The 26,394-nt window shown below is 42.7% G+C and carries 25 protein-coding genes; 21 read left to right on the top strand and 4 right to left on the bottom strand.

Annotated elements, in window-relative coordinates; all coding sequences use genetic code 11:
* Window positions 1-45: 45 nt before the first annotated feature.
* Window positions 46-3,420 (bottom strand): response regulator, encoded by a 3,375-nt coding sequence (locus tag AU255_RS15180; RefSeq protein WP_080523780.1) that lies wholly within the window; start codon window positions 3,418-3,420, stop codon window positions 46-48.
* Between the two features lie 141 nt (window positions 3,421-3,561).
* Window positions 3,562-4,578: an RAD23 family protein gene (locus tag AU255_RS15175; RefSeq protein ID WP_080523779.1), complete on the bottom strand. Its 1,017-nt coding sequence runs from the start codon at window positions 4,576-4,578 to the stop codon at window positions 3,562-3,564.
* 217 nt (window positions 4,579-4,795) lie between these two features.
* Here AU255_RS15175 and AU255_RS15170 point away from each other — a divergent pair, with 217 nt between their 5' ends.
* From AU255_RS15170 to ureG, 14 genes are all read left to right on the top strand, one after another.
* Entirely contained in the window at window positions 4,796-6,025 is a 1,230-nt protein-coding gene (locus AU255_RS15170) for a hypothetical protein (RefSeq protein ID WP_080523778.1), read from the top strand.
* Window positions 6,026-6,051: 26 nt separating this feature from the next.
* Window positions 6,052-7,353 (top strand): urea ABC transporter substrate-binding protein, encoded by a 1,302-nt coding sequence (gene urtA, locus AU255_RS15165; protein ID WP_080523777.1) that lies wholly within the window; start codon window positions 6,052-6,054, stop codon window positions 7,351-7,353.
* Window positions 7,354-7,415: 62 nt separating this feature from the next.
* The gene (gene urtB, locus AU255_RS15160) at window positions 7,416-9,083 is read left to right on the top strand and encodes an urea ABC transporter permease subunit UrtB (protein WP_080523776.1); all 1,668 of its coding nucleotides are present in this window, start codon (window positions 7,416-7,418) and stop codon (window positions 9,081-9,083) included.
* Window position 9,084: 1 nt separating this feature from the next.
* Window positions 9,085-10,176, top strand: a complete 1,092-nt coding sequence (gene urtC, locus AU255_RS15155; protein WP_080523775.1) for an urea ABC transporter permease subunit UrtC — start codon at window positions 9,085-9,087, stop codon at window positions 10,174-10,176.
* The gene (urtD, locus tag AU255_RS15150) at window positions 10,173-11,003 is read left to right on the top strand and encodes an urea ABC transporter ATP-binding protein UrtD (protein WP_080523774.1); all 831 of its coding nucleotides are present in this window, start codon (window positions 10,173-10,175) and stop codon (window positions 11,001-11,003) included. The genes urtC and urtD overlap by 4 nt, the downstream gene beginning before the upstream one ends.
* Complete coding sequence (locus tag AU255_RS15145) at window positions 11,003-11,776, top strand: ABC transporter ATP-binding protein (protein WP_080523773.1); 774 nt, start codon at window positions 11,003-11,005, stop codon at window positions 11,774-11,776. The genes urtD and AU255_RS15145 overlap by 1 nt, the downstream gene beginning before the upstream one ends.
* A gap of 16 nt (window positions 11,777-11,792) precedes the next feature.
* Window positions 11,793-12,380 carry a HupE/UreJ family protein gene (locus AU255_RS15140; RefSeq protein ID WP_080523772.1) on the top strand — a complete coding sequence of 196 codons (588 nt, stop codon included), beginning with the start codon at window positions 11,793-11,795 and terminating at the stop codon, window positions 12,378-12,380.
* Between the two features lie 4 nt (window positions 12,381-12,384).
* Window positions 12,385-13,248: an urease accessory protein UreD gene (locus AU255_RS15135; protein ID WP_080523771.1), complete on the top strand. Its 864-nt coding sequence runs from the start codon at window positions 12,385-12,387 to the stop codon at window positions 13,246-13,248.
* 9 nt (window positions 13,249-13,257) lie between these two features.
* Complete coding sequence (ureA, locus tag AU255_RS15130; protein WP_080523770.1) at window positions 13,258-13,560, top strand: urease subunit gamma; 303 nt, start codon at window positions 13,258-13,260, stop codon at window positions 13,558-13,560.
* Window positions 13,561-13,570: 10 nt separating this feature from the next.
* Complete coding sequence (locus tag AU255_RS15125) at window positions 13,571-13,888, top strand: urease subunit beta (RefSeq protein WP_080523769.1); 318 nt, start codon at window positions 13,571-13,573, stop codon at window positions 13,886-13,888.
* Window positions 13,885-15,588 carry an urease subunit alpha gene (gene ureC, locus AU255_RS15120; RefSeq protein ID WP_080523768.1) on the top strand — a complete coding sequence of 568 codons (1,704 nt, stop codon included), beginning with the start codon at window positions 13,885-13,887 and terminating at the stop codon, window positions 15,586-15,588. The genes AU255_RS15125 and ureC overlap by 4 nt, the downstream gene beginning before the upstream one ends.
* Window positions 15,588-16,028, top strand: a complete 441-nt coding sequence (gene ureE, locus AU255_RS15115) for an urease accessory protein UreE (RefSeq protein WP_080523767.1) — start codon at window positions 15,588-15,590, stop codon at window positions 16,026-16,028. The genes ureC and ureE overlap by 1 nt, the downstream gene beginning before the upstream one ends.
* A complete protein-coding gene (locus tag AU255_RS15110) occupies window positions 16,018-16,692 on the top strand; it encodes an urease accessory protein UreF (protein ID WP_080523766.1) in 675 nt (224 codons plus the stop codon). Before ureE ends, AU255_RS15110 begins: the two co-directional genes overlap by 11 nt.
* 10 nt (window positions 16,693-16,702) lie before the next feature.
* Window positions 16,703-17,317, top strand: coding sequence for an urease accessory protein UreG (gene ureG, locus AU255_RS15105; RefSeq protein WP_080523765.1), 615 nt, complete (start codon window positions 16,703-16,705; stop codon window positions 17,315-17,317).
* 62 nt (window positions 17,318-17,379) lie between these two features.
* Here the strand turns inward: ureG and nifA are convergent, their stop codons facing one another.
* Window positions 17,380-18,906 carry a nif-specific transcriptional activator NifA gene (gene nifA / locus AU255_RS15100; RefSeq protein WP_080523764.1) on the bottom strand — a complete coding sequence of 509 codons (1,527 nt, stop codon included), beginning with the start codon at window positions 18,904-18,906 and terminating at the stop codon, window positions 17,380-17,382.
* A complete protein-coding gene (gene nifL, locus AU255_RS15095) occupies window positions 18,903-20,546 on the bottom strand; it encodes a nitrogen fixation negative regulator NifL (protein ID WP_080523763.1) in 1,644 nt (547 codons plus the stop codon). The genes nifA and nifL overlap by 4 nt, the downstream gene beginning before the upstream one ends.
* Window positions 20,547-21,076: 530 nt before the next feature.
* On the opposite strand from nifL, the gene rsxA reads away from it, so the two are divergent.
* From rsxA to AU255_RS15060, 7 genes are read left to right on the top strand one after another with little or no spacing between them, the layout of a single operon-like run.
* The gene (gene rsxA, locus AU255_RS15090; RefSeq protein ID WP_080523762.1) at window positions 21,077-21,655 is read left to right on the top strand and encodes an electron transport complex subunit RsxA; all 579 of its coding nucleotides are present in this window, start codon (window positions 21,077-21,079) and stop codon (window positions 21,653-21,655) included.
* Between the two features lie 13 nt (window positions 21,656-21,668).
* The gene (locus tag AU255_RS15085) at window positions 21,669-22,220 is read left to right on the top strand and encodes an RnfABCDGE type electron transport complex subunit B (protein WP_080523761.1); all 552 of its coding nucleotides are present in this window, start codon (window positions 21,669-21,671) and stop codon (window positions 22,218-22,220) included.
* Window positions 22,202-23,716 (top strand): electron transport complex subunit RsxC, encoded by a 1,515-nt coding sequence (rsxC, locus tag AU255_RS15080; RefSeq protein ID WP_408606492.1) that lies wholly within the window; start codon window positions 22,202-22,204, stop codon window positions 23,714-23,716. The genes AU255_RS15085 and rsxC overlap by 19 nt, the downstream gene beginning before the upstream one ends.
* Window positions 23,713-24,777 (top strand): RnfABCDGE type electron transport complex subunit D, encoded by a 1,065-nt coding sequence (locus AU255_RS15075; protein WP_080523759.1) that lies wholly within the window; start codon window positions 23,713-23,715, stop codon window positions 24,775-24,777. The genes rsxC and AU255_RS15075 overlap by 4 nt, the downstream gene beginning before the upstream one ends.
* Window positions 24,774-25,403, top strand: a complete 630-nt coding sequence (gene rsxG / locus AU255_RS15070) for an electron transport complex subunit RsxG (RefSeq protein ID WP_080523758.1) — start codon at window positions 24,774-24,776, stop codon at window positions 25,401-25,403. Before AU255_RS15075 ends, rsxG begins: the two co-directional genes overlap by 4 nt.
* A gap of 14 nt (window positions 25,404-25,417) precedes the next feature.
* Window positions 25,418-26,113, top strand: a complete 696-nt coding sequence (locus AU255_RS15065) for an electron transport complex subunit E (protein WP_080523757.1) — start codon at window positions 25,418-25,420, stop codon at window positions 26,111-26,113.
* 10 nt (window positions 26,114-26,123) lie between these two features.
* Window positions 26,124-26,393: an RnfH family protein gene (locus AU255_RS15060; RefSeq protein ID WP_080523756.1), complete on the top strand. Its 270-nt coding sequence runs from the start codon at window positions 26,124-26,126 to the stop codon at window positions 26,391-26,393.
* The last annotated feature ends 1 nt before the right edge of the window (window position 26,394 follow it).

The following is a 26,394-nucleotide window of genomic DNA, read 5'->3' as shown; positions in this document are numbered from 1 at the left end:
ATAGGATTAAGTTGTCATAAAACTGAGTAAGTTTTCTGAGGATATTTAATGCGTATCATTTTGGACGTTAAGTATTTTTTTTATTTCTCCAATACGAAATTCAGTGGCTAATGTTCTAATTCGCAGAGCAAAAGCCTGATAACCGGAGTCTGATTTAATTAACTCATTCAGTTCTTGTTTGAGGCCCAGCAAATCACCAATACGTACAAACTGAATCAAGTCATTAATAATATTGGGAGGAGGTATGATCATGGGCGCGGTTGTGGTGATAATGGATTGATGTGTTTTGTTGCCTTGGTAAATCCAATTCAGTGATAGATGCAGTTTTAGTTTGCTCAGTAAGTCCTGCATTTTTAGCGGTTTCGATAAAAAGTCATTACTGCCTGCTTTTATGGCGGCTTGTCGATCGGAAGGATAGGCATTGGCACTTAATACAATAATAGGCATACGATAATTTTGTTCGCGTAATTGGCGTGCTGTCTCTATGCCGCATAGGCCGCTCATGGCTAAATCAAGCAAGATAAGATCGGGCATAAAATCAGGGACTTTGCTTAGGCATTGTTCACCTGATTCAGAATTTTCAACATGGAACCCTAAAGGTCCAAGCAAGGAAACTATCAGGTTGCGCTGTTCATATTGATCGTCAACAACTAATATTTTTCTAGTTTTTCCTTGAAAGCCTACTATATTTTCCTCTTCAGGAATGTCAATAACATCTTTTAGATTAGGCAGCAAAAGTCGAACGGTAAATATAGAGCCCTTGCCCTTTTCACTGCTTACCGTTAACTCGCCACCCATCAGTTCAGTTAAAATTTTACTGATAGTGAGTCCTAAACCACTACCATCAACCGCATTGCCCGTTGATTGACTTAAACGAATAAAAGGCAGAAATATCTCTTCAATATTCTGTGTCTCAATTCCTTCACCGCTATCAATAATCTGAAAGGTGGCCACTTCACTGCGGTAATTTATACGTAAAACTATTTCACCAGTAGAGGTGAATTTAACAGCATTATTGAGTAAGTTAATCAGCACCTGCCTGATGCGCTTTTCATCACCACGAATTTTCTGTGGTAAAGGGTCAGCTATCTGGCAGCGAAATAGCAGCCCTTTGTCTTCAGATAAAGCACTATAAATACTAACCAGATGATCTATAAATTCAGGAAAATTAAGCGGTTCATAACGTAGATCAAACTTGCGGGCTTCTATACCTGCGATATCTAAAATATCTTCAATGAGTGAGGACAAATGTTCGCCACTGCGTTTGAGTATTTCCACAGCCTCAAGTCGGTGTTCAGGTATTAAGGGGTCTTTATGGAGGATATGAGAGTAGCCAACAATGCAATTTAGAGGGGTGCGAATTTCGTGACTCATATTGCTGAGAAATCGACTTTTAGCACTATTGGCATTGTCTGCGGCTTGCATGGCCTGTTGTAATTTTGCATCGGTTATTTTGTGTTGTTCTATTTCCATTAATAAACGCTGCGTTTGTTTTGCCATCTCTTCGTGTGCAACCTGTCTGCTCTCGCCATTTAAAACTAACCACCAGGTACATAAACCAATAAATACCAGTAGTGAAGAGTAAACTTTGATGAAATTTTCAAATAATAAATCAAACGAAGGCGGATAAGTTTCTGCGATGAGCAAATCCTGATAATAGATGATGCAGATAAAGATGCTGGTTAGAGTGCTTAAAAATACAAACAACAACGTGAAGCGTAAAAGCCTTAGTTTTGCCTCTAGGCGCATTTGCTTTGGTAATAAGTATTCAGCAAAATTTTCTAAGTAATCGTTCAGTCTAGCGCCTGGTTTGCACTGGTCTAAACAGCGTGCATCAAGCGTACAGCATAATGAGCAAATACTCCCTTGGTAAGCAGGGCAAAAAGCAATGTCTTCATGCTCAAAACTATTTTCGCAAATACAGCATTGTCGTTGAACAATCTCGTGTTTGTAATGTCTGGCGCGGGCGAGGTAATGCCTGTAGCTAGTAAAGCAGGCAATACTAGGCGTTAGTATGAAGGCCAGTCCTAAAGAGATAAATGCTGAAAATGCCTGGGCGTAGTCACCGAATAGGCCTAAATACGTTAAGATTGAAATTAACGAAGCAAGAAAGGTTGCAATCAGTCCGACCGGGTTTAAGTCGGGTAGATAGGCGCGTTTAAATTCAATTATTTTGGGGCTGAGTCCCAGTGGCTTATTAATAAGCAATTCAGCTGCAACGACGCTAATCCATGCGATGGTAATATTAGAAAACAACCCTAATACTTTCTCCAGTGCACCAAATACGCCAAATTCCATTAATAATAAGGCGATAGACACATTAAAGATTAACCAGATAACGCGTCCTGGATGACTATGAGTGATACGAGAGAAAAAATTTGACCATGCTAACGAACCGGCATAAGCATTGGTGACATTGATTTTAATTTGAGAAATGATAACAAATAAGGTGGTGATGCCTAGAGCAATATCGGCATTATCAATTAAGGTGCTGTAGGCAACGAAATACATTTGCGTTGGTTCATGGGCGTGAGCCAGTGAAACGCCTTTATTAATCGCTAAATGAGCCAGCATGGCTCCACCTAATTGCCGAGCGACACCAAACACAATCCAGCCCGGGCCAGCAACAATAGTGGCTGTCCACCAGCGAAAGCGGTTTGTAGCGTTTTTCTCGGGCATAAAGCGTAAGAAATCAACTTGTTCTCCGATTTGCGCGACCATCGAAAAAGCAATGGTTGTGGCACTACCAAATAACAGCCAATTAAATCCTTGACCACTTGCGGCGATACCAAAATAGGCTTTTGCAGTTAATAAAGCTTCAGGTTCGCGGGTGATGACGGCGAAATAAGGGATAAACAACAACAATAACCATAGCGGCTGGGTCCACAACTGTAGTCGACTAATGGTGGTGATGCCAAAGGTTACCAGGGGAATAACAATAATGGCGCTAATAAGGTGTGCCCAGGCAATGGGGATAGCAAAATACAGTTCGATAGCCTGCGACATGATTGAGGCTTCGAGCGCAAATAGAGTAAAAGTGAACGAGGCGTAAATCAGTGAAGTAAGGGTTGAACCGAAGTACCCGAAACCTGCGCTACGGGTAAGCAGGTCGATGTCGATACTATAGCGAGCGGCATAATAACTGATGGGAAAGCTGATAATAAAAATTATCAGGCCAACAATAATGATGGCCCAAAATGCGTTAGTGAATCCATAGTGTAGAGATAAAAAACCACCGATCGCTTCCAGCACCAGAAATGAAGTAGACCCAAATGCGGTGCTGGCAACTTGAAACTCGGACCATTTACGGAAAGATCTAGGTGCAAAACGTAGCGCATAGTCTTCCATCGTTTCATTAGCAACCCAGGAGTTATAGTCACGACGAATTTTAGTGATGCTTTGATGAACTGTTGTACTCATAGTGACAATGTTTGTTTAATCTACATTTAGTGTTAGATTTTTTCATGAATAACCAGGTATGTATTAAACAGGCTATTGTGATTATTACTAGTAAAAAGCTTAAGCTTTTTTGCTCCCTAACAGTTTACACCAATGTAGTAACTATCTTCGGTCATAGCCCATTTCCAGAATCACCGGAGTACCTTCGTTGTGAATGATAATTTGCTTTCTGTGATGATTGCTATTGGGTACCTCATCAGCGGATAAGCCATTTGCATCTTCTCCGAGGGCATCATTGACGATTATGAATGATGGCATCCAGCTTGATTCCAGTGTGTTTTCAGGAGTTGGTGTAGCAACGGGCTGGTTTTCTGTGTCTGGAACGGGAGTAGCACCGTTTTGCTGTTCAGGGCTTGGCTCTGGATTTGTGCTTTCAGGATATTGACTTGCTGCATTAGAGCCTATAGCCGGACTATCAGTATTTTGACTCTCTGCATTTGGAGTCGGGCTGTCAGGCGCCTTATATTCAGGGCTTGGGGCCGGTTCAGGACTCACATATTTCTGACGGGTTGCGCGGGGAATTAAACTCATGCTGTTGCGCGTTTGTGTTTTGATTTTTAAATTACTCAGTAAATTAAAGCAGGTGGTACTTATATCATCAACCAGTAGAGCAATAAGTTTTGTTTGCTCATCTGGCTGTTGTTCATAATGCAAAAATTTTTTATTGGCAAAGTCCAAACTATATTCCACTTGATTATTTTCCGGGCCCCTGGAGGTAAGTGTGCATGTTATAGGTAATACATTGGCTTTTTGGAAGTTTCTGCCGCGTGGGTCTGAATCTCCTGAAGAAAATGAAAAGCCTACGGGTGTCGAACTGATTTTAGTCGTACCGATTTCGGCTGTTAAATCATGGCTATAGAGTGAGTTATTTTCTGTTGATATTTGATAGCCCACATGGACAAGGTTTGCTGCTACCCGCTGGGCAATGTCAGCAGACGGTAAAGACTTTCCCAAAGATTCAGAGCGATTAACAAATCGGAACTGAATTTTACTGACTTGAGCAGGGTCTATAGGGTGAGCATTCTTAAAGGTTGTCGTCGTACAGGCTGCTAAGGAAATAATGAGGATTGATAAAAAGAATGTTCTCTTTAGGCCGGACAAGTGGATAGAGTCATACATAGAAGTTTAATTCCTTATTTGCGTTTTTTATCAATGAAACAATATAACTGACCAGTATGTCATTTGATATACGTCATTTAACTGATTAGTCATATGGCGCATTGTCCTGATTTTTTCATATAACCATAATGCCACATGCCAAATTTCCTGGCTGCACCAATGTTAACGCGGTGCCATTGTAATCATAGCTTTATATTTATCAAGAGAGGCTTTTAACATGAGTGGTTTTATACAACAAAGCGCGGTAAAGCAGGCTAGCAGTTTGTTACCTGCCTTAGCATTAGCTGCCGTCGCATTTACTTATGCACCGGTAAGTCAGGCTGGTGCGACATTTAAAATTGACGATACCAAATGGCTGAGTATTGGCGCTGGATTAAGAACCAGCTTCAGAGCTGTTGAAGGAGCATCTCCTAATGGTGACTGGTCAAATAATTTTAATCTGGACAATATGCGTTTGTATTTGAATGCGCAGTTACATAAATATATAAAAATTGAATTTAACACTGATTGTCAGACCTGTGGTAACGGTGGCGAAGTACGGGTACTCGATGCGATTGGTAAATTTGAAATAGACCCTATGTTTAATGTTTGGGTCGGTAGGATGTTGGTTCCTGCTGAACGCAGGGAGATGAACGGACCTTTTTACAATCCTATCTACAATACTTTTAACCTGGGTACACCTTTTGATCCCGCGGATTTTAATACAGTTATTCAGGATAATGGTACCTCTGCCGGTTCATATGGGCGTGATGACGGGGGGACAATCTGGGGCGAGTTTTTTGACCAGCGTTTGCATTATGCAGTCGGTTTTTTCCGCGGTTTAAGAGGCGGGGCAAATCAGGCGAATAACATCCTGTATGCCCAACGGTTTGAATATATGTTCTGGGGAATTGAGGAAAATCCGGGTTACTACACCTCAGGTACTTACTATGGTAAAGCTGGTGATATTCTTACCCTAGGTATTTCTAATCAGTATCAAAAAACAGGGGCAGGTATAGAAACAGATCCTGGTAATTTTCGTGGCACGTCTGTCGACTTATTGTTAGAAAAAGTCTTACCTGAAGATTATGGGGTTTTTACTTTTAATGGTGAATATAAAAATTACGATATTACTGATGGATATAGCCAGGCTTCACGTGATGCAGGTGGAGGATTTGGTATGTTTGAGGGTAATTCTTTTGATGTTAGCGCGATGTTTCTACTTCCGCAAGAAGTATGGATCGGGCAGTTTCAACCTTATGTTCGTTACGTAGGTGTTTACCCGACTACTAGTGCAGATCGGGACCAGGTCGAAGTGGGCGTCAACTATGTAATTGACGGGCATAATGCATTGATTGCTCTAAGCTGGCAATATGGGGATTTGTTGAGCATGGGGACTGATTATACGTCAGATGCTTCAGGCGAAAATATAAATGCCATCACTTTAGGTTTTCAATTTCAAATCTAGTTTTTTAAATTATTCAGGAATTCAACATGAAAAATATTTTACATAAAACAGGCTTAACCAGTGTTTTCTCAGCACTGATTCTATTGGCAGGTATATGCACAACAGCACAGAGTGCTGAAGAAACTATTAAGGTAGGTGTTCTGCACTCTCTTTCTGGCACGATGGCGATCAGTGAAACAACATTAAAAGACACTATGTTGATGCTGATTGAAGAGCAAAATAAAAAAGGGGGCTTATTAGGTAAAAAATTAGAAGCAGTGGTGGTTGATCCCGCATCAAACTGGCCTCTATTTGCTGAAAAAGCACGGGAATTAATTACTAAAGATAAGGTTGCTGTTATTTTTGGTTGCTGGACATCTGTTTCGCGTAAATCAGTCTTACCTGTTATTGAAGAGTTAAACGGCATCTTGTTTTATCCGGTTCAATATGAAGGTGAAGAATCGTCTAAAAATGTGTTTTACACAGGGGCTGCGCCTAATCAACAAGCGATTCCAGCGCTTGATTATTTAATGAATGACATCAAAGTTGAGCGTTGGGTCCTGGCTGGAACGGATTATGTTTATCCACGTACAACCAACAAAATATTAGAAGCGTATTTGAAATCTAAAGGTGTCAAACAAGAAGACATCATGATCAACTATACGCCATTTGGCCATTCAGAATGGCAAAGTATCGTATCTGATATTAAAAAGTTTGGTTCTGCAGGTAAGAAAACAGCAGTAGTTTCCACAATTAATGGTGATGCTAATATTCCATTCTACAAAGAGTTAGGTAATCAGGGTGTGTCAGCTGAAGATATTCCAGTAGTGGCGTTCTCGGTAGGTGAAGAAGAGTTGTCAGGTATGGATACTAAGCCTTTAGTAGGGCATATGGCTGCCTGGAATTATTTTATGAGTGTCGACAGCACTAAAAATGCGGCTTTTATCAAGCAATGGCATGAGTTCACTAAAGACTCTAAGCGCGTAACTAATGATCCAATGGAGGCGCATTACATCGGCTTCAATATGTGGGTCAAGGCGGTTGAGAAAGCAGGTACGACTGATGCTGATGCGGTACAAAAAGCGATAATCGGTATGAAATTCCCTAACTTAACGGGCGGTGTTGCGCAAATGTTACCGAATCATCATATTAGCAAGCCAGTGCTAATTGGTGAAATTCAGGAAGACGGTCAATTATTAACCGTATGGCAAACCAATACTTTAATAAAAGGGGATGCCTGGTCTGACTTTTTACCGGAAAGTAAGCCAATCATTGCTGATTGGACGGCACCTATTAATTGCGGTAATTACAATACCAATACTAAAAAGTGTTCTGGTCAGAAATTCTAGGGGATAAAGCGTAAATAAGGGCGAAATCCAGGTTTCGCCCCTTTTTAGTGTTAGGAGAAATGATGAAATTTAATGACTCACTAGGACGCATAGGATTGTTTTTTTTGCTGTTAATAATGCCGCTTGTGGGTTTTTCTCAAGACGTAATGTTAGCAACAGAAGAAAATAGCGTATTACCCACATACACCGAGGCATTGTCTGCCATAAAGACCTCATCTCTGTCGCAGCGCGGCATAGCCATCGAAATATTTGCTAAATTTACCAAAAATCCGCAAACAGTTCTTATTTTACAAGCTTTAATGGATGGTAAACTCATGGAATTGAAGGCCGATGGTCAGATAGTGATTGCTGAAAATAATGATGGGCGTTATGCGATTTTTGCCGCTGAAACACAGGCTAGTTTAGGTAGTGTTGAAGCTGCAGCGATAAAAAAAATCAACCTGACTAACCGTTTACGAAGGCAATTAAGGTCATTAATCGCACAAGTGCAATTGAATTCGGATGATGTCGCTATCAGGTTGCAAGCGGTTAAAGAAATGGCTAAAAACCCAACGAGTGAAACCTTGGTTTTATTAACAAACCTTTATGAGAAGGAGACAAATCCAGATATTCAGGAAACCATAGGACTGGTTTTCGCTTTACAGGATATGGATAGCCCTGATCAAGCATTACGTTTAGCTGCGATAGAATCATTAAAATATAAAACCAGCTTAGAAGCATTAAATCGCTTAAAAGCATTAGATGCGCAAGATGCTGAGGGTAATTATATTGAGCCGGATAAAGAGGTGCGCAAATTAGCGCGCTCTGCGGTTGCTAAAATAGAGTCTCGCCTGCAATTATATGCTACTGCAGAAACTTTATTTTTTGGCTTGAGTTTAGGCGCAGTATTAGTCTTGGCCGCCATTGGCCTGGCTATTACTTTTGGGGTGATGGGCGTGATCAATATGGCACATGGCGAGTTGATGATGTTAGGCGCTTATACCACCTATGTTATGCAACAGATTATGCCTAATGATCTGGGTTTGGCTTTGCTATTATCGGTGCCAGCTTCGTTTATGGTGTCTGGAATTATTGGTATCGGTATTGAGCGAGGCATCATTCGCTATCTTTATGGTCGTCCCCTGGAAACTTTATTGGCGACGTTTGGGGTGAGCTTATTTTTACAGCAAACCGTTCGTTCTGTTTTTTCGCCCTTAAACAAAAGTGTCTCTACCCCTGAGTTTATGAGTGGTTCCTGGCAAATAAATGACTTTTTATCCTTTACCTGGAATCGCATGTACATTTTGATTTTCTGTTTTATGGTATTTGCTATGCTGCTGCAGATTCTTAGACGTACGCGCTTAGGCCTGGAAGTAAGAGCGGTATCGCAGAATCGTAATATGGCTAAAGCGATGGGGATTCCTACTGATCGTGTGGATGCCATGACCTTTGGTCTGGGTTCTGGAGTAGCCGGGATTGCAGGCGTTGCATTGAGCCAAATTACTAATGTCGGGCCAAATCTTGGTCAGGCTTATATTGTTGATTCTTTCATGGTGGTGGTATTTGGCGGAGTTGGCAACCTGTGGGGAACTTTGGTTGCTGGCTTCACGCTGGGTATAGCCAATAAAGTCCTGGAACCGTATGCTGGTGCCGTCTTAGCGAAGATATTGGTCCTGGTCTTCATCATATTATTTATACAAAAAAAGCCGCGTGGATTATTTCCACAAAAAGGCCGAGCAGCGGAGTCCTAAGATGAGACTTACATTTCTTGAAAACGAAACAGAAAGTCGTTTAATTTTAATCGCACTGGCGACCATTACTTTGGTCATTCCGCTATGTAATTTAATTTTTCCGGCAGAGTCTGCATTGTATTTTTCTGCTTACAGTATCTCGCTGATTGGTAAATATTTAACCTTTGCTTTATTGGCGCTGTCTTTAGATTTAGTGTGGGGCTATTGTGGTATTCTGGCTTTAGGGCAAGGTGCGTTTTTTGCCCTGGGCGGTTATGCGATGGGTATGTATTTAATGCGCCAAATCGGTACGCGCGGGGTCTATGGTGATCCATTGTTGCCCGATTTTATGGTTTTTCTGAGCTGGAAAGAATTGCCCTGGTATTGGTTAGGGTTTGATCATTTCGCTTTTGCTTTGCTAATGGTTGTCGTGGTGCCGGGATTATTAGCGTTTGTTTTTGGTTGGTTGGCGTTCCGATCACGCGTGACGGGTGTGTACCTTTCCATTATTACTCAAGCATTAACTTATGCTTTATTACTGGCTTTTTTTCGCAACGAAATGGGTTTTGGCGGTAATAATGGCTTAACGGATTTTAAGGATATATTAGGCTTTAATTTACAGTCCGATGCAGTACGCGCTTGCTTATTGATGACGACAGGTTTTGCTTTGATCGCAGCGTTTCTTGCTTGTCGCTGGGTGGTGAAAACCAAATTAGGGCGTGTAGTAACCGCGTTAAGAGATCATGAATCGCGGGTGCGTTTTTTAGGCTATCGCGTGGAAATGTTTAAGTTATGGATATTTGTTTTTTCAGCTGTATTAGCCGGCATCGCAGGTGCGTTGTATGTTCCTCAGGTCGGCATTATTAATCCCAGTGAATTTTCACCTTTAAATTCATTGGAGATTGTCGCCTGGGTCGCTGTCGGTGGTCGCGGATCATTATATGGCGCGATTATCGGTGCGGTGATGGTTAATTACGGTAAAACTGTGTTGACTGGATTATTGCCTGAAATTTGGTTGTTTACGTTGGGGGCAATGTTTATTTTAGTGACGGTGTTTTTACCTGAAGGCTTAGCCGGACTGTGGCGTAGAAAAAGAGGAGTGAAGCCGTCATGAGCGATATTAAGCAAAAACCCTTGATCAATAGATATCAGACCTATGATTTTGTTACCCGAGGCGTTATTCCTGGTGCTATTGATGCGTCGCATGGAACGGTGTTGTATTTAGACGATGTTAACGTTAGTTTTGACGGTTTTAAAGCCCTAAATAATTTATCACTGTTTATAGATGACGGTGAGTTGCGCTGTTTAATCGGCCCGAATGGCGCTGGTAAAACCACGCTGATGGATGTGATTACCGGAAAAACCAGGCCCGATAGTGGTTCAGTGTATTTTGGTCAGACCTTAAATTTATTGGAAATGGATGAGCCTGCGATTGCTCAGGCAGGTATCAGCCGAAAATTTCAAAAGCCGAGCGTATTTGATAATTTAACCGTTTTTGAAAATCTGGAACTGGCGATGAAAACTGATAAAGGCGTTTGGACAACATTATTTGCGCAACTGAATGGCGAGCAACTCGATAATATCGGCCGAGTATTAGAAACGATTGGCTTGGCGGAGCTTTATAGTCAGCAGGCAGGCGTTTTATCGCATGGACAAAAACAATGGCTGGAAATAGGCATGTTATTGATTCAAGAGCCACGGGTGATGCTGGTTGATGAGCCGGTAGCCGGTATGACCCATCAGGAAATAGATAAAACGGCTGAATTATTATTGTCTTTAAGGGGCAAGCATTCTGTTGTCGTCGTTGAACATGATATGGAATTCGTACGTTCAATAGCCAGTAAAGTCACGGTCTTACATGAAGGTTCGGTCTTAATGGAAGGGACTATGGATGAAGTACAGAACGACCCGCGCGTTATTCAAGTTTATTTGGGGGATTGATGTTAAATATTTCATCGTTAAATCAATATTATGGTGGTAGTCACACGCTTTGGGATCTGGAATTGGACGTGCCTGAGGGCGAATGTGTCTGTTTAATGGGGCGTAATGGCGTAGGTAAAACGACTTTATTAAAAAGCATTATGGGCCTGGTGCCAGTGCGCGGTGGTTCGATTATGATGCAGGGTCAATCGATTGCTGGAATGAAAGCAGAAATTCGTGCAGAATTAGGTATTGGTTTTGTGCCGCAAGGGCGAGAAATTTTTTCCTTGCTGACGGTCGAAGAGAATTTGAAAACAGGCTTACGTGCTGCGAGTAAGTTGGGTATTAAAAAAATACCAGAGCATATTTACGATATGTTTCCAGTCTTAAAACAAATGCGTAATCGTCGCGGCGGTGATTTATCCGGCGGTCAACAGCAACAATTGGCCATTGGTCGAGCTTTGGTGTTGAACCCGAAATTGTTGATTCTGGATGAGCCGACCGAAGGTATACAGCCCAATATAGTCAGTGACATAGGTGATGTTATTATGCGCTTGAATCGCTCTAAAGGCATTGCACCACCCAAAATAGCTGCAGCCAAAGCCGAAGTTCATGAGGCTATCGGCCGAATTAATAGGGAGCTAGGTGTTACGGTATTGCTAGTGGAGCAAAAATTACCCTTTGCGCGTAAAGTGGCAACGCAATTTTGCATTATGGAAAGAGGGCGACATGTTGCAACAGGGGCAATGTCCGAATTGAGTGATGATTTGGTGAAACAATATTTAACAGTGTAAATAGGCGAGGTGAATTATGAATAAACAAAAAATTAGTAGCTACTTCAGCTTTTTGATGTTCCTTGGTGCTTCATTTTCAGTGTCTGCACACAACGGAACTAACGCGAGTCATGGCTTTAGTGAAGGGTTAATACACCCTTTATCGGGCTTTGATCATTTACTGATTATGCTGGCGGTCGGTTTGTGGGCTGCTAGCGTAGGTGGTCGATATTTATGGCTGTTACCCAGTGTTTTTCTGATTGCAATGGCAGCAGGAGGCGCGGTAGGTTTTATAGGTGTAGAGGTCGGTGGAATAGAAACCTGGGTGGCTTTTTCAGTACTGGCCTTAGGTATCATTTTGTCAATTAATCAACGCATGCCTACTGGTATTGCGATAGGCTTGGTTGCTGCATTTGCCTGGGGGCATGGTTATGTACATGCAGCTGAATTAAGCAGTGGTGCAAGTGTCCCTGCTTATTTACTCGGTTTTTTAACGACGACAACGGCCTTGCTTGCCATAGGCATGGCGGCAAAATTATCGGGGATGCTGACGCAAAAAGCATTATGCACTAATTTCGGGGCACTCTGTTCAGTGGTGGGTGCAGCTTTATTGTTTGGGATTTAAGGGTATGACTGCTGAACAGGATGTTGCAGAAATAAGTAAATTAATAGTCCACAAAGAAAGTGAGCAACAAGACTGGGCCGCAGAGCTTCACTTGGGTTTTGTACGCAAAGAGAGCAAGACTTTATTGGCACATAGAAGCTATCGAGGTCCATTAACCGTACAACGCCCTTTTTATCCTGAAGGCGGTTTGTGCCATGTGTATATTTTACATCCACCGGGTGGTGTAGTTGCCGGTGATAAGTTGCTCATTAATGTACAGGTGGCAAGTGCTGCAGAAGCTTTGCTTACTACTCCAGCGGCGGGTAAATTTTACCGTAGTGAGGGTAAGCAAGCTGCACAAAGGGTCGCGTTAAACATAGAGCAGGGCGCGGTATTGGAGTGGCTGCCGCAGGAAACGATTATTTATCAAGGCGCGCGGCTCGCCTCAACGGTCAAGATAACATTAGAAAATGATGCGTGTTTTATCGCCTGGGAAATTTTAGCGTTTGGTAGACCTGCTTCAGGCGAAGGCTTTGAGTGTGGCGAAGCACTTTTGAAATGGCAGATTTTTCGTAATGGCCAGGCTTTATATTTAGAAAGCATGCATTTGGATGCACAGGCTTTTAATGCGCGTTGGGGATTGAATAGGCACTCCAGCTGTGGCACTCTATTTGCTTGTCCTGCTACGCCGGAACATTTAGATAAGGTTAGAGTGATCATTGGCGATAGTTCCGGGAGAGGCGTTACTTTAATGGATGATTTATTAATCTGTAGGGCGAGCGACGATAAAACCGAAGCCGTTCGGCGTTTTTTTGAAAACGTGCGTACTGAAATTCGACAAGATATAGTGCGTTGTGCAGATCATACACCGCGTATTTGGGCAACTTGAGAGAAAATTATGCAACTCACTCCACGAGAAAAAGATAAATTATTGATTTTTACCGCTGGCTTACTGGCGGAAAGACGTAAGGCGCGTGGCCTTAAATTAAATTACCCTGAAGCGATTGCTTTTATTTCTGCCGCGGTATTAGAAGGCGCGCGTGATGGTCAAACGGTCGCTGAGTTAATGGAATATGGTCGCACTTTGCTCAATCGTGAAGATGTCATGGAGGGCATCGTTGAAATGATTCACGATGTGCAAGTAGAAGCGACTTTCCCTGATGGGACTAAGTTAGTCACCATTCATAATCCAATTGAATAGGAGTGCGTTGATGATTCCTGGAGAAATGCAGATAGAAGCGGGTGATATTGAGCTTAATGTTGGGCGCGCCGTACTTAATATCAATGTCGCTAACAGTGGCGACCGCCCTATACAAGTAGGCTCGCATTATCATTTTTATGAAACTAATCCGGCGCTTGAATTTGACCGAGAAAAAACCCGCGGTTTTAGACCCGATATTCCTGCGGGTACAGCGATACGCTTTGAGCCAGGACAAGACCGTGTTATTCAATTAGTGGCGTTTGCAGGCAAGCGGCATATTTACGGTTTTCGTCAGGAAATTATGGGCGCGCTGGAGGACCGGGCATGAGTAAAATGAGTCGTCAGGCTTATGCCGATATGTTTGGCCCTACGGTGGGCGATCGAGTGCGATTAGCAGATAGTGAATTATTTTTAGAAGTCGAAAGAGATTTGACCGTTTACGGTGATGAAGTCAAATTCGGTGGTGGTAAAGTGATTCGTGATGGTATGGGTCAAAGTCAGTGTGATTCAAGTACGGCGATGGATTTGGTGATTACCAATGCCTTGATTGTTGATCATTGGGGCATTATTAAAGCCGATGTCGGTATCAAAGAAGGGCGCATTGCACGGATTGGTAAAGCGGGTAATCCAGATACCCAGGCGGGTGTGGATATTATTATTGGCCCCGGTACGGAAATTATTGCCGGTGAAGGCAAGATTCTAACCGCCGGTGGTATAGACGCACATATTCACTTTGTCTGTCCGCAACAAATTGAAGAAGCCTTGATGTCTGGCGTGACCACGATGTTAGGCGGTGGCACTGGGCCAGCAACAGGCACGAATGCCACAACCTGTACACCGGGGCCGTGGAATCTACAGCGTATGTTGCAATCGCTGGATACTTTTCCGATGAACTTTGGCTTAATGGGTAAGGGCAATGGTAGTTTGCCGGGCGCTCTTGAGGAACAGGTGAAAGCGGGCGCAATGGGTCTTAAACTGCATGAAGATTGGGGTACAACACCGGCTTCAATTGATTGTTGCTTGTCTGTCGCTGAGCGTTTTGATGTGCAGGTGGCGATTCATACAGATACTTTGAATGAATCGGGCTTTGTCGAAGATACTTTGGCGGCCTTTAAAGGTCGCACAATTCATACTTTTCATACCGAAGGGGCGGGGGGGGGGCATGCACCAGATATTATTAAAGCCTGTGGTGAAGCCAATGTCTTGCCTTCATCGACCAATCCCACGCGTCCTTACACGATTAATACCGTAGACGAGCATTTGGATATGTTAATGGTTTGCCATCATCTTGATCCGAGTATTGCTGAAGATGTGGCCTTTGCCGAATCGCGTATTCGGCGTGAAACCATCGCTGCGGAAGATATTTTGCACGATTTAGGTGCCTTTTCGATGATCGCTTCAGATTCGCAGGCGATGGGGCGAGTTGGTGAAGTGATCATTCGTACCTGGCAAACTGCGCATAAAATGAAAGTGCAGCGCGGTAGTTTGCCTGAAGACAGTAGTCGCAATGATAATTTTCGCATTAAACGTTATATTGCCAAATACACGATTAACCCCGCCATTAGTCATGGCATTGCACATGAAGTCGGCTCAATTGAAATAGGTAAAATAGCCGATTTGGTTTTATGGAATCCTGCTTTTTTTGGCGTTAAACCTGACTTGATATTAAAAGGCGGTATGATCGCAGCTGCTCCGATGGGTGATCCAAACGCCTCAATTCCCACCCCGCAACCGGTACATTACCGGCCTATGTTTGGTGCCTTTGGTGCTGCCTGCCATGCCACGTCCATGTTGTTTTTATCGCAAGTTGCTGTCGAAAATGGCCTGCCAGCGCAATTAGGTTTGTGCTCAAAAATTGGTGCCGTGTCTGGTACGCGTACGATTGGTAAAAAGGATTTAATTCATAATGGTTATCAGCCAAACATCGAAGTGGATGCACAAACCTACACTGTGCGCGCTGATGGTGTCTTATTAACCTGTGAACCGGCAACAGTTCTGCCTTTCGCTCAACGCTATTTCTTATTCTAATGGTCTTTAAACTAACCGGTTGGGCACCTTCTGCAACGGTAGCCGACGATGTTTTAACCTTGCCTTTTGAGTTGCGCCAAAAAAGCCGGTTATCGGCAGTAACGGATAAGGGGGAACAAGTTGCGCTATTTTTAGAGCGTGGAAAAATATTACGTTCAGGCATGGTGTTAACGGGTATTGATGAATTTAAAGTGCTTATAAATGCCGCACCAGAGCCTGTTTCAGTGATGCGCTGTGATGATCCTTTACAGCTCGCGCGGGCTTGTTATCATCTGGGTAATCGGCATATTTCGGTGCAAATTCTCAGGGGTGAATTGCGTTATCTTAGTGATCATGTCCTGGATCATATGCTTGAAGGTTTAGGGTTTGACATAACACAGGATATCTTGCCCTTTGAGCCAGAGGCGGGTGCTTATCATGGTCACGGGCATGGACACTGATTTAGCATTGCTGCGTTTACTACAATTGGTCAGTCCGGGTTTACCGATTGGGGTATACAGTTATTCGCAAGGTTTTGAAAGCGCTGTAGAGGAGTCCTGGGTCAATAATGCGCAACAAGCAGGTGAATGGATTGCAGGATTGCTGGAGCAGTGTTTGGTACAGGTAGATATTCCTGTGGCGGCGCGTTTATATGATGCCTGGCAGGTAAACGATCTTGAATTAGTGGAGCAATGGAGCATGACCTTACTTGCCTGTCGTGAAACTTTTGAGCTTCGAGAAGAAGACAGGCAGACAGGACAAGCCTTAGCCAGATTATTAACCGATATGCAGCTAGATCTTGCTCAGCCCTGGATCCGTCAACCTATTACGACTTTACCCACGATGTTTGCTTTGGCTGCGGTCAGTTGGGGTATTCCTAAACGTGCGGCATTGGCTGGCTATTTATGGGGCTGGTTGGAAAATCAAGTATTATGTGCAGTGAAATTGGTGCCCTTGGGACAGGTGGCAGGGCAACGCCTGTTGCATGATTTGGCGGCCAAAATCCCTGACCTTTTAGAGCAAAGCCTACAACTAAGTGATGATGATATTGGTGGTAGTGTGTTTGGATTGGCTTTAGCCAGTAGTCGACATGAAATGCAATATTCACGATTATTTCGTTCTTGAGAGTTTATAAATGACAGCAAAACAAGTGTTAAGAATTGGAGTGGGTGGCCCCGTTGGTTCAGGTAAGACGGCATTAGTAGAAGCTTTATGTAAAGCGATGAGCCAGGATTATCAAATGGCGGTAGTGACTAATGATATTTACACGCGGGAAGATCAAGAATTTTTAATTCGTAGTCAAGCCTTGCCCAAAGAGCGTATTTTAGGCGTGGAAACGGGCGGCTGCCCGCACACAGCGATACGCGAAGATGCGTCAATGAATTTAGCGGCTGTTGAAGAATTATGCGAGCGTTTTGGCAATCTGGATTTTGTTCTGGTGGAAAGTGGGGGTGATAATTTAAGTGCGACGTTTAGCCCAGAGCTGGCCGATTTAACTATTTATGTTATTGATGTCTCGGCAGGCGATAAAATTCCGCGTAAAGGCGGACCGGGCATTACCCGGTCTGATTTGCTCGTTATCAATAAAATCGATTTAGCACCTTTTGTCGGTGCATCGCTGGAAGTGATGGATTGCGATGCTAAAAAAATGCGCGGCGCGCGGCCTTTTGTGTTTAGTAATTTAAAAACAGGCCAAGGCCTGGATCAAATAGTGGATTTTATTCTTAATAAAGGTATGTTGGATATTTAGATGAGTACAGCAACCCGTAAGTACAATAGCCCTATCTTAAGCAACCATGCCTTATGGAGCGATTACATTTGTTTGACATTAATCTCTAAGGTTTGTATTCGATATGCAATTTGCCTTGGGGTCATATTAAGCAGCCGGGCTGCTTTGGCTTGTACCCAGCCAGTTTGTTCCAGTGCTGCAATCACTTTTTCTCTTTCATCAAGATTTTCATCATGAAAATCAACTTTAATGGTGTGTTGCGGTGTAGGGCTCATAACTGAGCCATCGTCCAGGCCAGTGCTGATAACGACATCGCGATCAATGACGCCATTATTACTCATAATGGCTGCGCGTTCTAAGCGGTTTTCAAGCTCCCTGACATTCCCTGGCCAACTGTATTTCATGTATATGCGTAGCGCACTTTCTTTTAGCACAAGTGGACGTCCGCCTTGTTGTTTGGAGAGGCGCTTAAGCAGGAAGTCTGCTAAATCTGGAATGTCTTCCAGCCTGTCTCTTAGTGCTGGCATATTAATAGGCATGACATTCAGACGGTAATACAAATCTTCGCGAAACAACCCATCGGCAACATCTTGCTCTAAATTACGATTAGTGGCGGCTACAATTCTAACGTTCACTGTGATGGTTTTTGTACCGCCCACTCGTTCAAACTCTCCTTCCTGGAGAATGCGTAATAATTTTGCTTGAAATGAGGCGGAGATCTCGCCAATTTCGTCAAGAAAGATGGTGCCGTTATCGGCCAGCTCAAACCGACCCTTACGTTGGTTTATAGCACCTGTGAATGCGCCTTTTTCATGGCCAAATAGTTCTGATTCAAGCAGATTATCAGGCAGGGCCGCACAATTTAACTTTACGAAGGTGCCCTGGCTGCAACTAGAGTTAAAATGTATTGAGTTTGCAACCACTTCTTTACCTGTACCTGATTCTCCGCGGATAAGAACGGTGGTATTCCATTTGGATACTTGACGAATGATATCGAACACTTTTAGCATCGGCTCGGAATGGCCAATAATATTTTCAAAGCGGTAATTTTTAACGAGTGCTTGTCTTAGGTTATCTCTTTCATCAAGTAAGTCTTGCTGTTTCCTTTCATTAATATGCAAGGTTTTGACACTTTGGGCAATCAAGTTGGCCACCATCTCTAAGAAACGTGCCTTTTCCCCTAAAAATTCTTTATTGTGCGGTTGAATGGTTAACACACCGACGACTTCAGTTTTATCTACTAAAATAGGTGCTCCAATAAATGATAATTCTGAATTATATAAACCTAGACGACTAATGAAACGTGGTTCGTCAGCAAGTCTTTCAACGACAATGGTACTTCCTGCATCAAGAATTGCGCCAACGAGTCCTTCGCCAATTTGATAGCGTACTGACTTATCCACATCTGTGGAATAGACTTCACAGATACTCAGGCTGTCATTTTCAGTGGTACGTAAAGTAATCATTCCGGATAACATGTGAAAATCTACATGCAGAATTTCCAGAATATTATTTAATTTGCTATGTAAGTCAACCGAGCTGTTTAGAACATTACTCACTAAGTAAAGTATTTCAAGCTCATGTTCAACTAACTCGCTTCTACTCGTCATCCTGTAGCTCCACTTTCGTTATCATGCTTGAGTTCAGGAAAACTGACGATAAAACGACAACCTTCAGTATAGTCAGTATCAAGAGTTAATGTGCCATTAAATTGATGCGCTATCTCCTTGGCGACAACCAAGCCCATACCTGCTTGCATACTGCCATTGCTTTTGGTCGTAAAAAAAGGCAGAAAAATTTTTGCCTGGTTTTCTTTAGCGATACCTGGGCCTGTGTCAGCAATAGAGACAATAACTTGGTTATTATTGTAGTAGCTGTTTATTTTTATGAGTCGTTCTTGGTTGGTGTTATGAGTGAGAGCATTAGTTGCATTATCTATGAGCATTTTAAAGAGTGTGCGTAACTTATTATCCGAGCCAAGAATATTAGGTAATATAGTACTTGGATTCCACTCAATAATGATGCCATTACTCAGGAAGTTAAGATTACTCATCATTAAGACTTCATGCGTTATTTGATTTAAATTAATGGATGAAGCGGTGGTCGGTACTATGCTTGGAACGCAATTATTTAGAGTCGCCAATGTATTTTGTCCACTGCGCCCTAATTCTTTTAGTAAATTTAAGAGTGGCTCCTGACCTTCTTTATTCTCCATAATTTGGATGGCCGCCTGAATTTGATTCAAGGGCTGGCTTACCTGGTGAATAGCGCCCAGCAATGTTTCACGAATACTTCGAATTTGTTCTTCTTCCGCTGTCAGTGCTTTAAGTGTTTGAAAGTGAAATGCCTCCTGTGCTTGGCGCTGTTTAGTGATGTTCGCCAAATTCAACAATAAATAGTCATTATGATTTTCATTAAAGAAACTTTCTGGATCAGTCTCTTTTTCTTGAAATATTCTTCCTGAACAAGAAAACCATAGTGGCTGAAGTGTTGTATTGTCTATGCGTATTTCTATATCGCTAAAGCCGTCTGGGTTGTCATGTAAATAAGCCCAGATATCGCCTAATTCATGAGAAAGAAGCTCCATAAAAAGGTGAGCAGGCTCTTTATCACTCACGCTGCTTAATAGCTTTTTATATTGAAAATTATCTAAAACGACAGCGTTGTCTTTATTTAAAACAGCCATGGCAATCGGCGATGCGTTAATAACCGATTCACTAAAATGTCTTTGATTTTGTAGTTTCTTTTCAATCTTGAATGATGGACTTACATCACGATGCATGCCTAAATAATGGGTCACATTTTTTAGCGAGTCCCGGATAGGCGTGATCATCAGTTCAGCCAGGTAAGGGGTGCCATTCTTGTGGCGATTAACCAGCTGTCCCTGCCATATATTATTTCTACTGATGGTGCGCCATAGGTCGTGGTAGACCGCTCTAGGTGTGGATTTATTGGAGAGGATAGATTCATTTTTACCTATAACTTCATCAATGCTGTAACCCGTAATCAGACAAAAAGCCGCATTGGCGTACACGATGTTTGCTTTTTTATCAGTAATTGATATGGCTAATGGGGCTTGTTTAACCGCTTCCTCAAAAAACCAGGCTGGTAATGCATTGTTGTTGTGAGCATTCTTGCGCATGTGCTGAGATTTGTTTTCTTCAGGAATTTGCATACCGTGATTTAAATCATTGATATTGTCTTGAATCTTGGTATGAAGCTGTAAATATTCAGGAGATTTATTTTTCATAATAAGTTGCTGCCCTCGTTGTGTGTGACACCAGAATTCAAAAATAGTGGCAAGTACTGACCTATATTCAACATAGACAATATGTAATGGTAAGCAATTTAAACGCCATAAATCAAGTTGAGCAGAAAATTTAATGAACTCCTACTATATATACTGCGCGCGGCCACATTTGCGGTTTTCTAGCGAACGATTTTAGCCGCTAGCCGCATTGCTGAAACAGTTGCGTAGCTCGCTATATGCCTGCTTCAAAGTCTTGCTCTTGACTAAAATTAACTCGCTATACAACCGTATTCGTGACCCAGCGAAGTATATATTGTAAAGTCTGTTAAGCGTAATCATGTTACCAAAAAAATTGTCGTGTTTGCTACAATTACCCGAATAAATGAGGCGTAAATGATACAACTGCTACAGATGTGCGTATTTCAATGGGTTTAAAGTGCTTAATTATGGTGCATTTAGAAGGGGAGACTATTTTGGCATGGTTGATGCTGAATGGAATTCATAATAAATAGTAACTTTAAGGTTGAACCGTGACGGATTATTTTCTGCTTATTTTAGGTACTGCATTAGTTAATAATGTGGTATTAGTTAAATTCCTTGGATTATGCCCGTTCATGGGTGTATCCAACAAACTTGATACAGCGCTTGGTATGGGGCTGGCAACCACGTTTGTCTTAACTTTAGCAGCCGCTGCAAGCTGGTTACTGGAGCATTTGGTTTTAATACCACTTAATATTGGTTTCCTGAGGATTTTAGGCTTTATTTTGGTAATTGCCGCTGTTGTTCAATTTACAGAAATGGTGATACATAAAACCAGTCCGGTTTTATATCAAGTATTGGGTATTTTCCTGCCCTTGATTACCACAAACTGTGCCGTGTTAGGTGTCGCCTTGCTGAATATACAGGAACAGTACAACTTTGCTGAAAGCCTTTTTTTTGGTTTTGGTGCAGCACTCGGTTTTACCCTTGTCATGGTAATTTTTGCAGGGCTACGTGAACGCTTAGCTTTAATGACGGTCCCTGCAACTTTTGTAGGGACACCTATCGCGTTTATAACCGCTGGTATTCTTTCGCTGGCATTTATGGGTTTTGCCGGACTTTATCATTAATCGAGGGAGAGCTATGTACGTTATTTCTGCCATTATTAGTTTGACTTCATTAGGTTTATGTTTAGGTCTTTTATTGGCCTTTGCGGCACGTTACTTAAAAGTTGAAAGTAGTCCTGTCGTTGATGAACTTGAAGCTTTAATGCCTGGATCACAGTGTGGTCAATGTGGCTTTCCCGGTTGCAGACCGGCTGCTGAGGCCGTTGCCAAGGGAGACGCACCCGTCACTTTATGTCCACCGGGAGGCAGTGCCTTGGCAGAACAGTTTGCCAGAATATTAGGAGTGGATATTGATTTAAGTGCCTTAGCAGAGCCTGAATTATTGGTGGCAAAAGTAAGTGAGGCTACTTGTACAGGATGTACGCGCTGTTTTAAAGTTTGTCCTACTGATGCGATTGTCGGCGCACCAAAACAAATTCATGCAGTTGTTGCTGATGCCTGTATAGGCTGTAAAAAATGTATAGCTGTATGTCCAACCGAATGCCTGCAAATGCACGCTGTTGAAGTGACCTTAAAAAACTGGCATTGGCAAAAACCTGAAAAACCACAATGGGAGGCAGCGGCATGATCAGCTTGATGGATAAGCTTCGAATCAGGGGAGGGGTTCATGCTGCAGAGTGTAAAAGTTCAACCTCTGAAGTGTCAATTGCAACAGATTTTCCCCTGGCAAAAAAATTGTATATTCCTTTGCAGCAACATGTTGGTAAAGCAGCGGAACCCGTTGTAAAAGTAGGGGATAAGGTTTTAAAGGGGCAGCTATTAGCGCATAGCCAAGGTATGATTTCTGCGCCAGTTCATGCGCCAAGTTCCGGGCTTATTGCGGATATTAATTTTTATCCAGGCTCTCATCCATCGGCTTTGCCGATTCGCATGATTGTGCTAGCAACGGATGGTTTAGATGCCTGGGGAGAGCGTCAATGTGTGAGCGATCCCTTTGCCTTAGACCCTGAGGAGATTTCTTTACGCGTCGGTGCTGCTGGCATCGTTGGAATGGGCGGAGCAACGTTTCCTGCCGCTGTTAAATTAAATCTGGGTAGACAGAGTAATATTCATACACTCTTAATTAATGGTGGAGAGTGTGAACCTTATCTTACTTGTGATGACAGGCTTATGCAGGAAAGAGCTGATGACATAATTGATGGTATTCGTATTATGTTGCATGGTATGAATGCAAGGCATGCCAAGATAGGGATTGAAGACAATAAACCTGAGGCGATTAAAATCATGCGTAAGGCGTGTGAGCCTTATGACCATATTTATGTCATTACCGTGCCGACTCGCTACCCAATGGGTTGGGACAGACAGATGATTCGCTATGTTACCGGTAAAGAAGTGCCCGCCGGATCTCGAGCAACGGATGTAGGAGTGGTGATGCATAATGTTGCTACGGCCTACGCGATTCATAAAGCGATACGTAAAGGTGAGCCTTTAGTGAGTCGTATCGTGACTGTCAGTGGTGGCGCAACGATGGCACCGAAAAATATTGAAGTGCCTATAGGTACGTTGATTTCAGAATTATTTGCAGTTTGCCAGGTTGATGCGGCACAAACTGCACGTATTGTTATGGGTGGACCGATGATGGGTGATGCCTTACCGCATAGTGATCTGCCTATAGTGAAAGCAAGCAGTGGTGTATTAGCACTGAATGCTGATGAAATTAAATCAGGAACAGAACAACCGTGTATTCGTTGTGCGAGTTGTATACAGGCTTGTCCTGCAGGCCTGTTGCCCGTGGATATGGTCAATCGAATTCGTAGTAATCAGCTGGATGCGGCGGTTAGCATTGGTCTTAAAGATTGTATCAGTTGTGGTTCCTGTTCTTATGTGTGCCCCTCAAATATTCCGTTAGTACATTATTTCAAATATGCCACGGGTGAGTTAGTAGCTCGTCAGCAGGCGCAGCATAAAACGGAGCAAACAAATAAATTAATGGACGATCGCAATGCACGCATGGAAAGAATAGAGCGAGAACAGGCCGAGGAGGCTGCGCAACGTCAAGCTGAAAAAGAAGCACGGAAGCGAGCTAAAGCTGAAAAAGCAGCACGGGAGGCGGCAGAAGTATGAAAATAAAACCTGTTAGTGGACCACATACCCAAACAAATAATCAAGTTTCAGGCATTATGTTGCAGGTGATTATCGCTATTATTCCTGCGCTAGCTTTTGGCATCTATTTATTTGGCTGGCCTGCCTTAAACCTGGTTGTTATCACGCTTTTATCGGCCTTGATATTTGAGTATTTTTGCTTGCGTTTAGCAGGAAAATCCCCGCGAGTCTTATATGATTACTCAGCCGTATTGACTGGCTGTCTGGTGGCTATGACATTGCCGCCCTGGGCACCCTGGTGGATTGGCGTGGTCGGCTCAGGCATTGCCATTATTCTAGGTAAGCAAGTTTACGGTGGCTTAGGGCAAAATGTATTTAATCCTGCCATGTTGGCCAGGGTTGCCTTACTTATTTCTTTCCCTGTTGAAATGACCACCTGGGCAAATGTGACCCCGTTTTTCTCCGAGCAAGCTCCGAATTTTGTAGAAGGTTTAGAAATTACTTTTTTGGGATTGCAGCAAATGGACGCTTATACAGGAGCGACCCTATTAGGGCATGTAAAAACCGAGCTTTCACAAAATCACTTACTACCCGGGATCTTAAGGGGTGTTTATACAGAACAATCGAGCTGGTTTGGCTTTATGCGTGGAAGTTTAGGAGAAACATCTGCGATATTCCTGGCTCTAGGTGGTCTCTGGTTATTTTTTAAAGGTGTTATTAGTTGGCATATTCCGAGTGCTATGTTGTTCTCTGTGTGGATTATTTCAGCGATTTTCCACTGGTGGGACCCCGCACATTATTTGAATCCCTGGATACATATCAGTTCAGGGGCTTTGATATGTGCGGCTTTTTTTATAGCCACTGATTATGTGACTTCACCTAATTCAGCAGCAGGACAGATAGTGTTTGGGGTGTCTTGTGGACTATTAATTTTTATTATTCGTACCTGGGGTGCCTATCCTGAAGGTGCGGGTTTTGCAGTGTTGTTAATGAATGCTATGACGCCATTAATTGATCATTATATTAAGCCACGTATCTACGGCAGGAACCGTAAGGGTATGCCGCTGGAGTTAAAAGAATGAGTAAATTAGAGGAATTTAAAACCCGTATCAGCTATCAATCTTTACTGTTAGCAGGCTTTGCTTTATTGGCCAGTGCTTTATTAGGATTTGCTGACTATAACACGCGCGATGTTATTAAATTGCGTATGGAAGAAGATTTGCGTGCTTCATTAGCTGAAGTGATTCCTGCGAATATATATAACAATAACGTGCTTGAAGATATTGTTATTGTTTCTTCTAAAGACGATAAATTAGGTGCAGATGAAACCTCAGTCTATATGGCGCGTATGGATGGAAAAGTGAGTGCTGTGTCATTTCGTTTACAGGCTTTAGGTGGATATTCTGGTGCAATTAGTCTCATTATGGGTGTCGATAAAGAGGGTAATGTATTGGGTGTCAGGGTTATTTCGCATGCTGAAACGCCAGGCCTGGGGGATAAGATTGAAGTGAGTAAATCCGGTTGGATTTTGAATTTTAATGGCTACTCTTTGGATAATTTAAGTGTTGATCAATGGGCGGTGAAAAAAGACGGTGGTAAGTTTGATCAATTCAGTGGTGCGACAATTACGCCGAGAGCCATCGTAAATGCAGTACACCAAGGACTAGAGTTTTTTAAACAGCATCAGGCCGAGCTTTTGGCCGCATAACTTGTGGAAACGCTATGAGTATTTTCTCTGCAACAATTAGAAAAATAGGCCGCGATGGGATTTGGGATAATAATGTCGTTTTTAGTCAGAATTTAGCCTTGTGTCCATTATTGGCTGTAACGGGTACTGCGACTAATGGATTGGGCATGGGCATAGCGACTTTAGTGGTGCTGGTGTCTTCAAATGCAGTGGTATCGTTAAATCGTAAATTGATTTCTCCTGAAGTACGCATTCCTGTTTTTGTCTTATTAATCGCAACCCTGGTGACTTTAGTTGATATGAGTATGAATGCCTGGATGCATGAAATGCATAAAGTATTAGGTTTATTTATCCCATTAATCGTGACGAATTGCGCAATACTTGGGAGAGCGGAATCATTCGCTTCACGTCAGCCAGTACTGCATTCCATTTGGGATGGCTTGATGATGGGCATGGGCTTTACCTTGGTTTTGGTTATTTTAGGTGCTACGCGAGAAGTGACCTCAGCGGGTACCTTGTTTGCAAATGCATCGCTATTATTAGGTCAAAATTTTTCTTTTTTAGAGCTTACTCTGGTTTCTGATTATCAAGGATTTTTATTGATGGCTTTACCGCCCGGTGGCTTTATTATGCTGGGATTTATTATTGCAGGTAAACGCATGCTGGATAAAAAAATGGCTAATAGAGTAGTGCTTGTCCCAACAATTGAAGCAGCAGTCGTTAAAAGTTAAGGAGCTAAACATGAATGTAGGTGTGTGTTATGCCGAAGCCGATAGACAATTGTGGATGCGACTGGAAGTGCCTGATGACAGCGATATTGAAAAAGCTATTGAACTTTCTGGCATTTTACAACAATATCCGGAAATTGATTTGAGTACCCAAAAAGTAGGTATTTTTGGTAAATTGGCCAAGCTCAATGCCAAAATTCGGGAGGGAGATCGTATTGAAATTTATCGCAAGATTACAGTTGATCCCGCGCTTGTTGAGCGCAGAAACTCCGAATCTGACTAAC

Origin of the sequence: Methyloprofundus sedimenti (genome assembly GCF_002072955.1) — a bacterium.
Lineage (GTDB): Bacteria > Pseudomonadota > Gammaproteobacteria > Methylococcales > Methylomonadaceae > Methyloprofundus > Methyloprofundus sedimenti.
The sequence above is the reverse complement of the archived record's forward strand: the minus strand, read 5'-3'. Positions and strand labels throughout refer to the sequence as shown.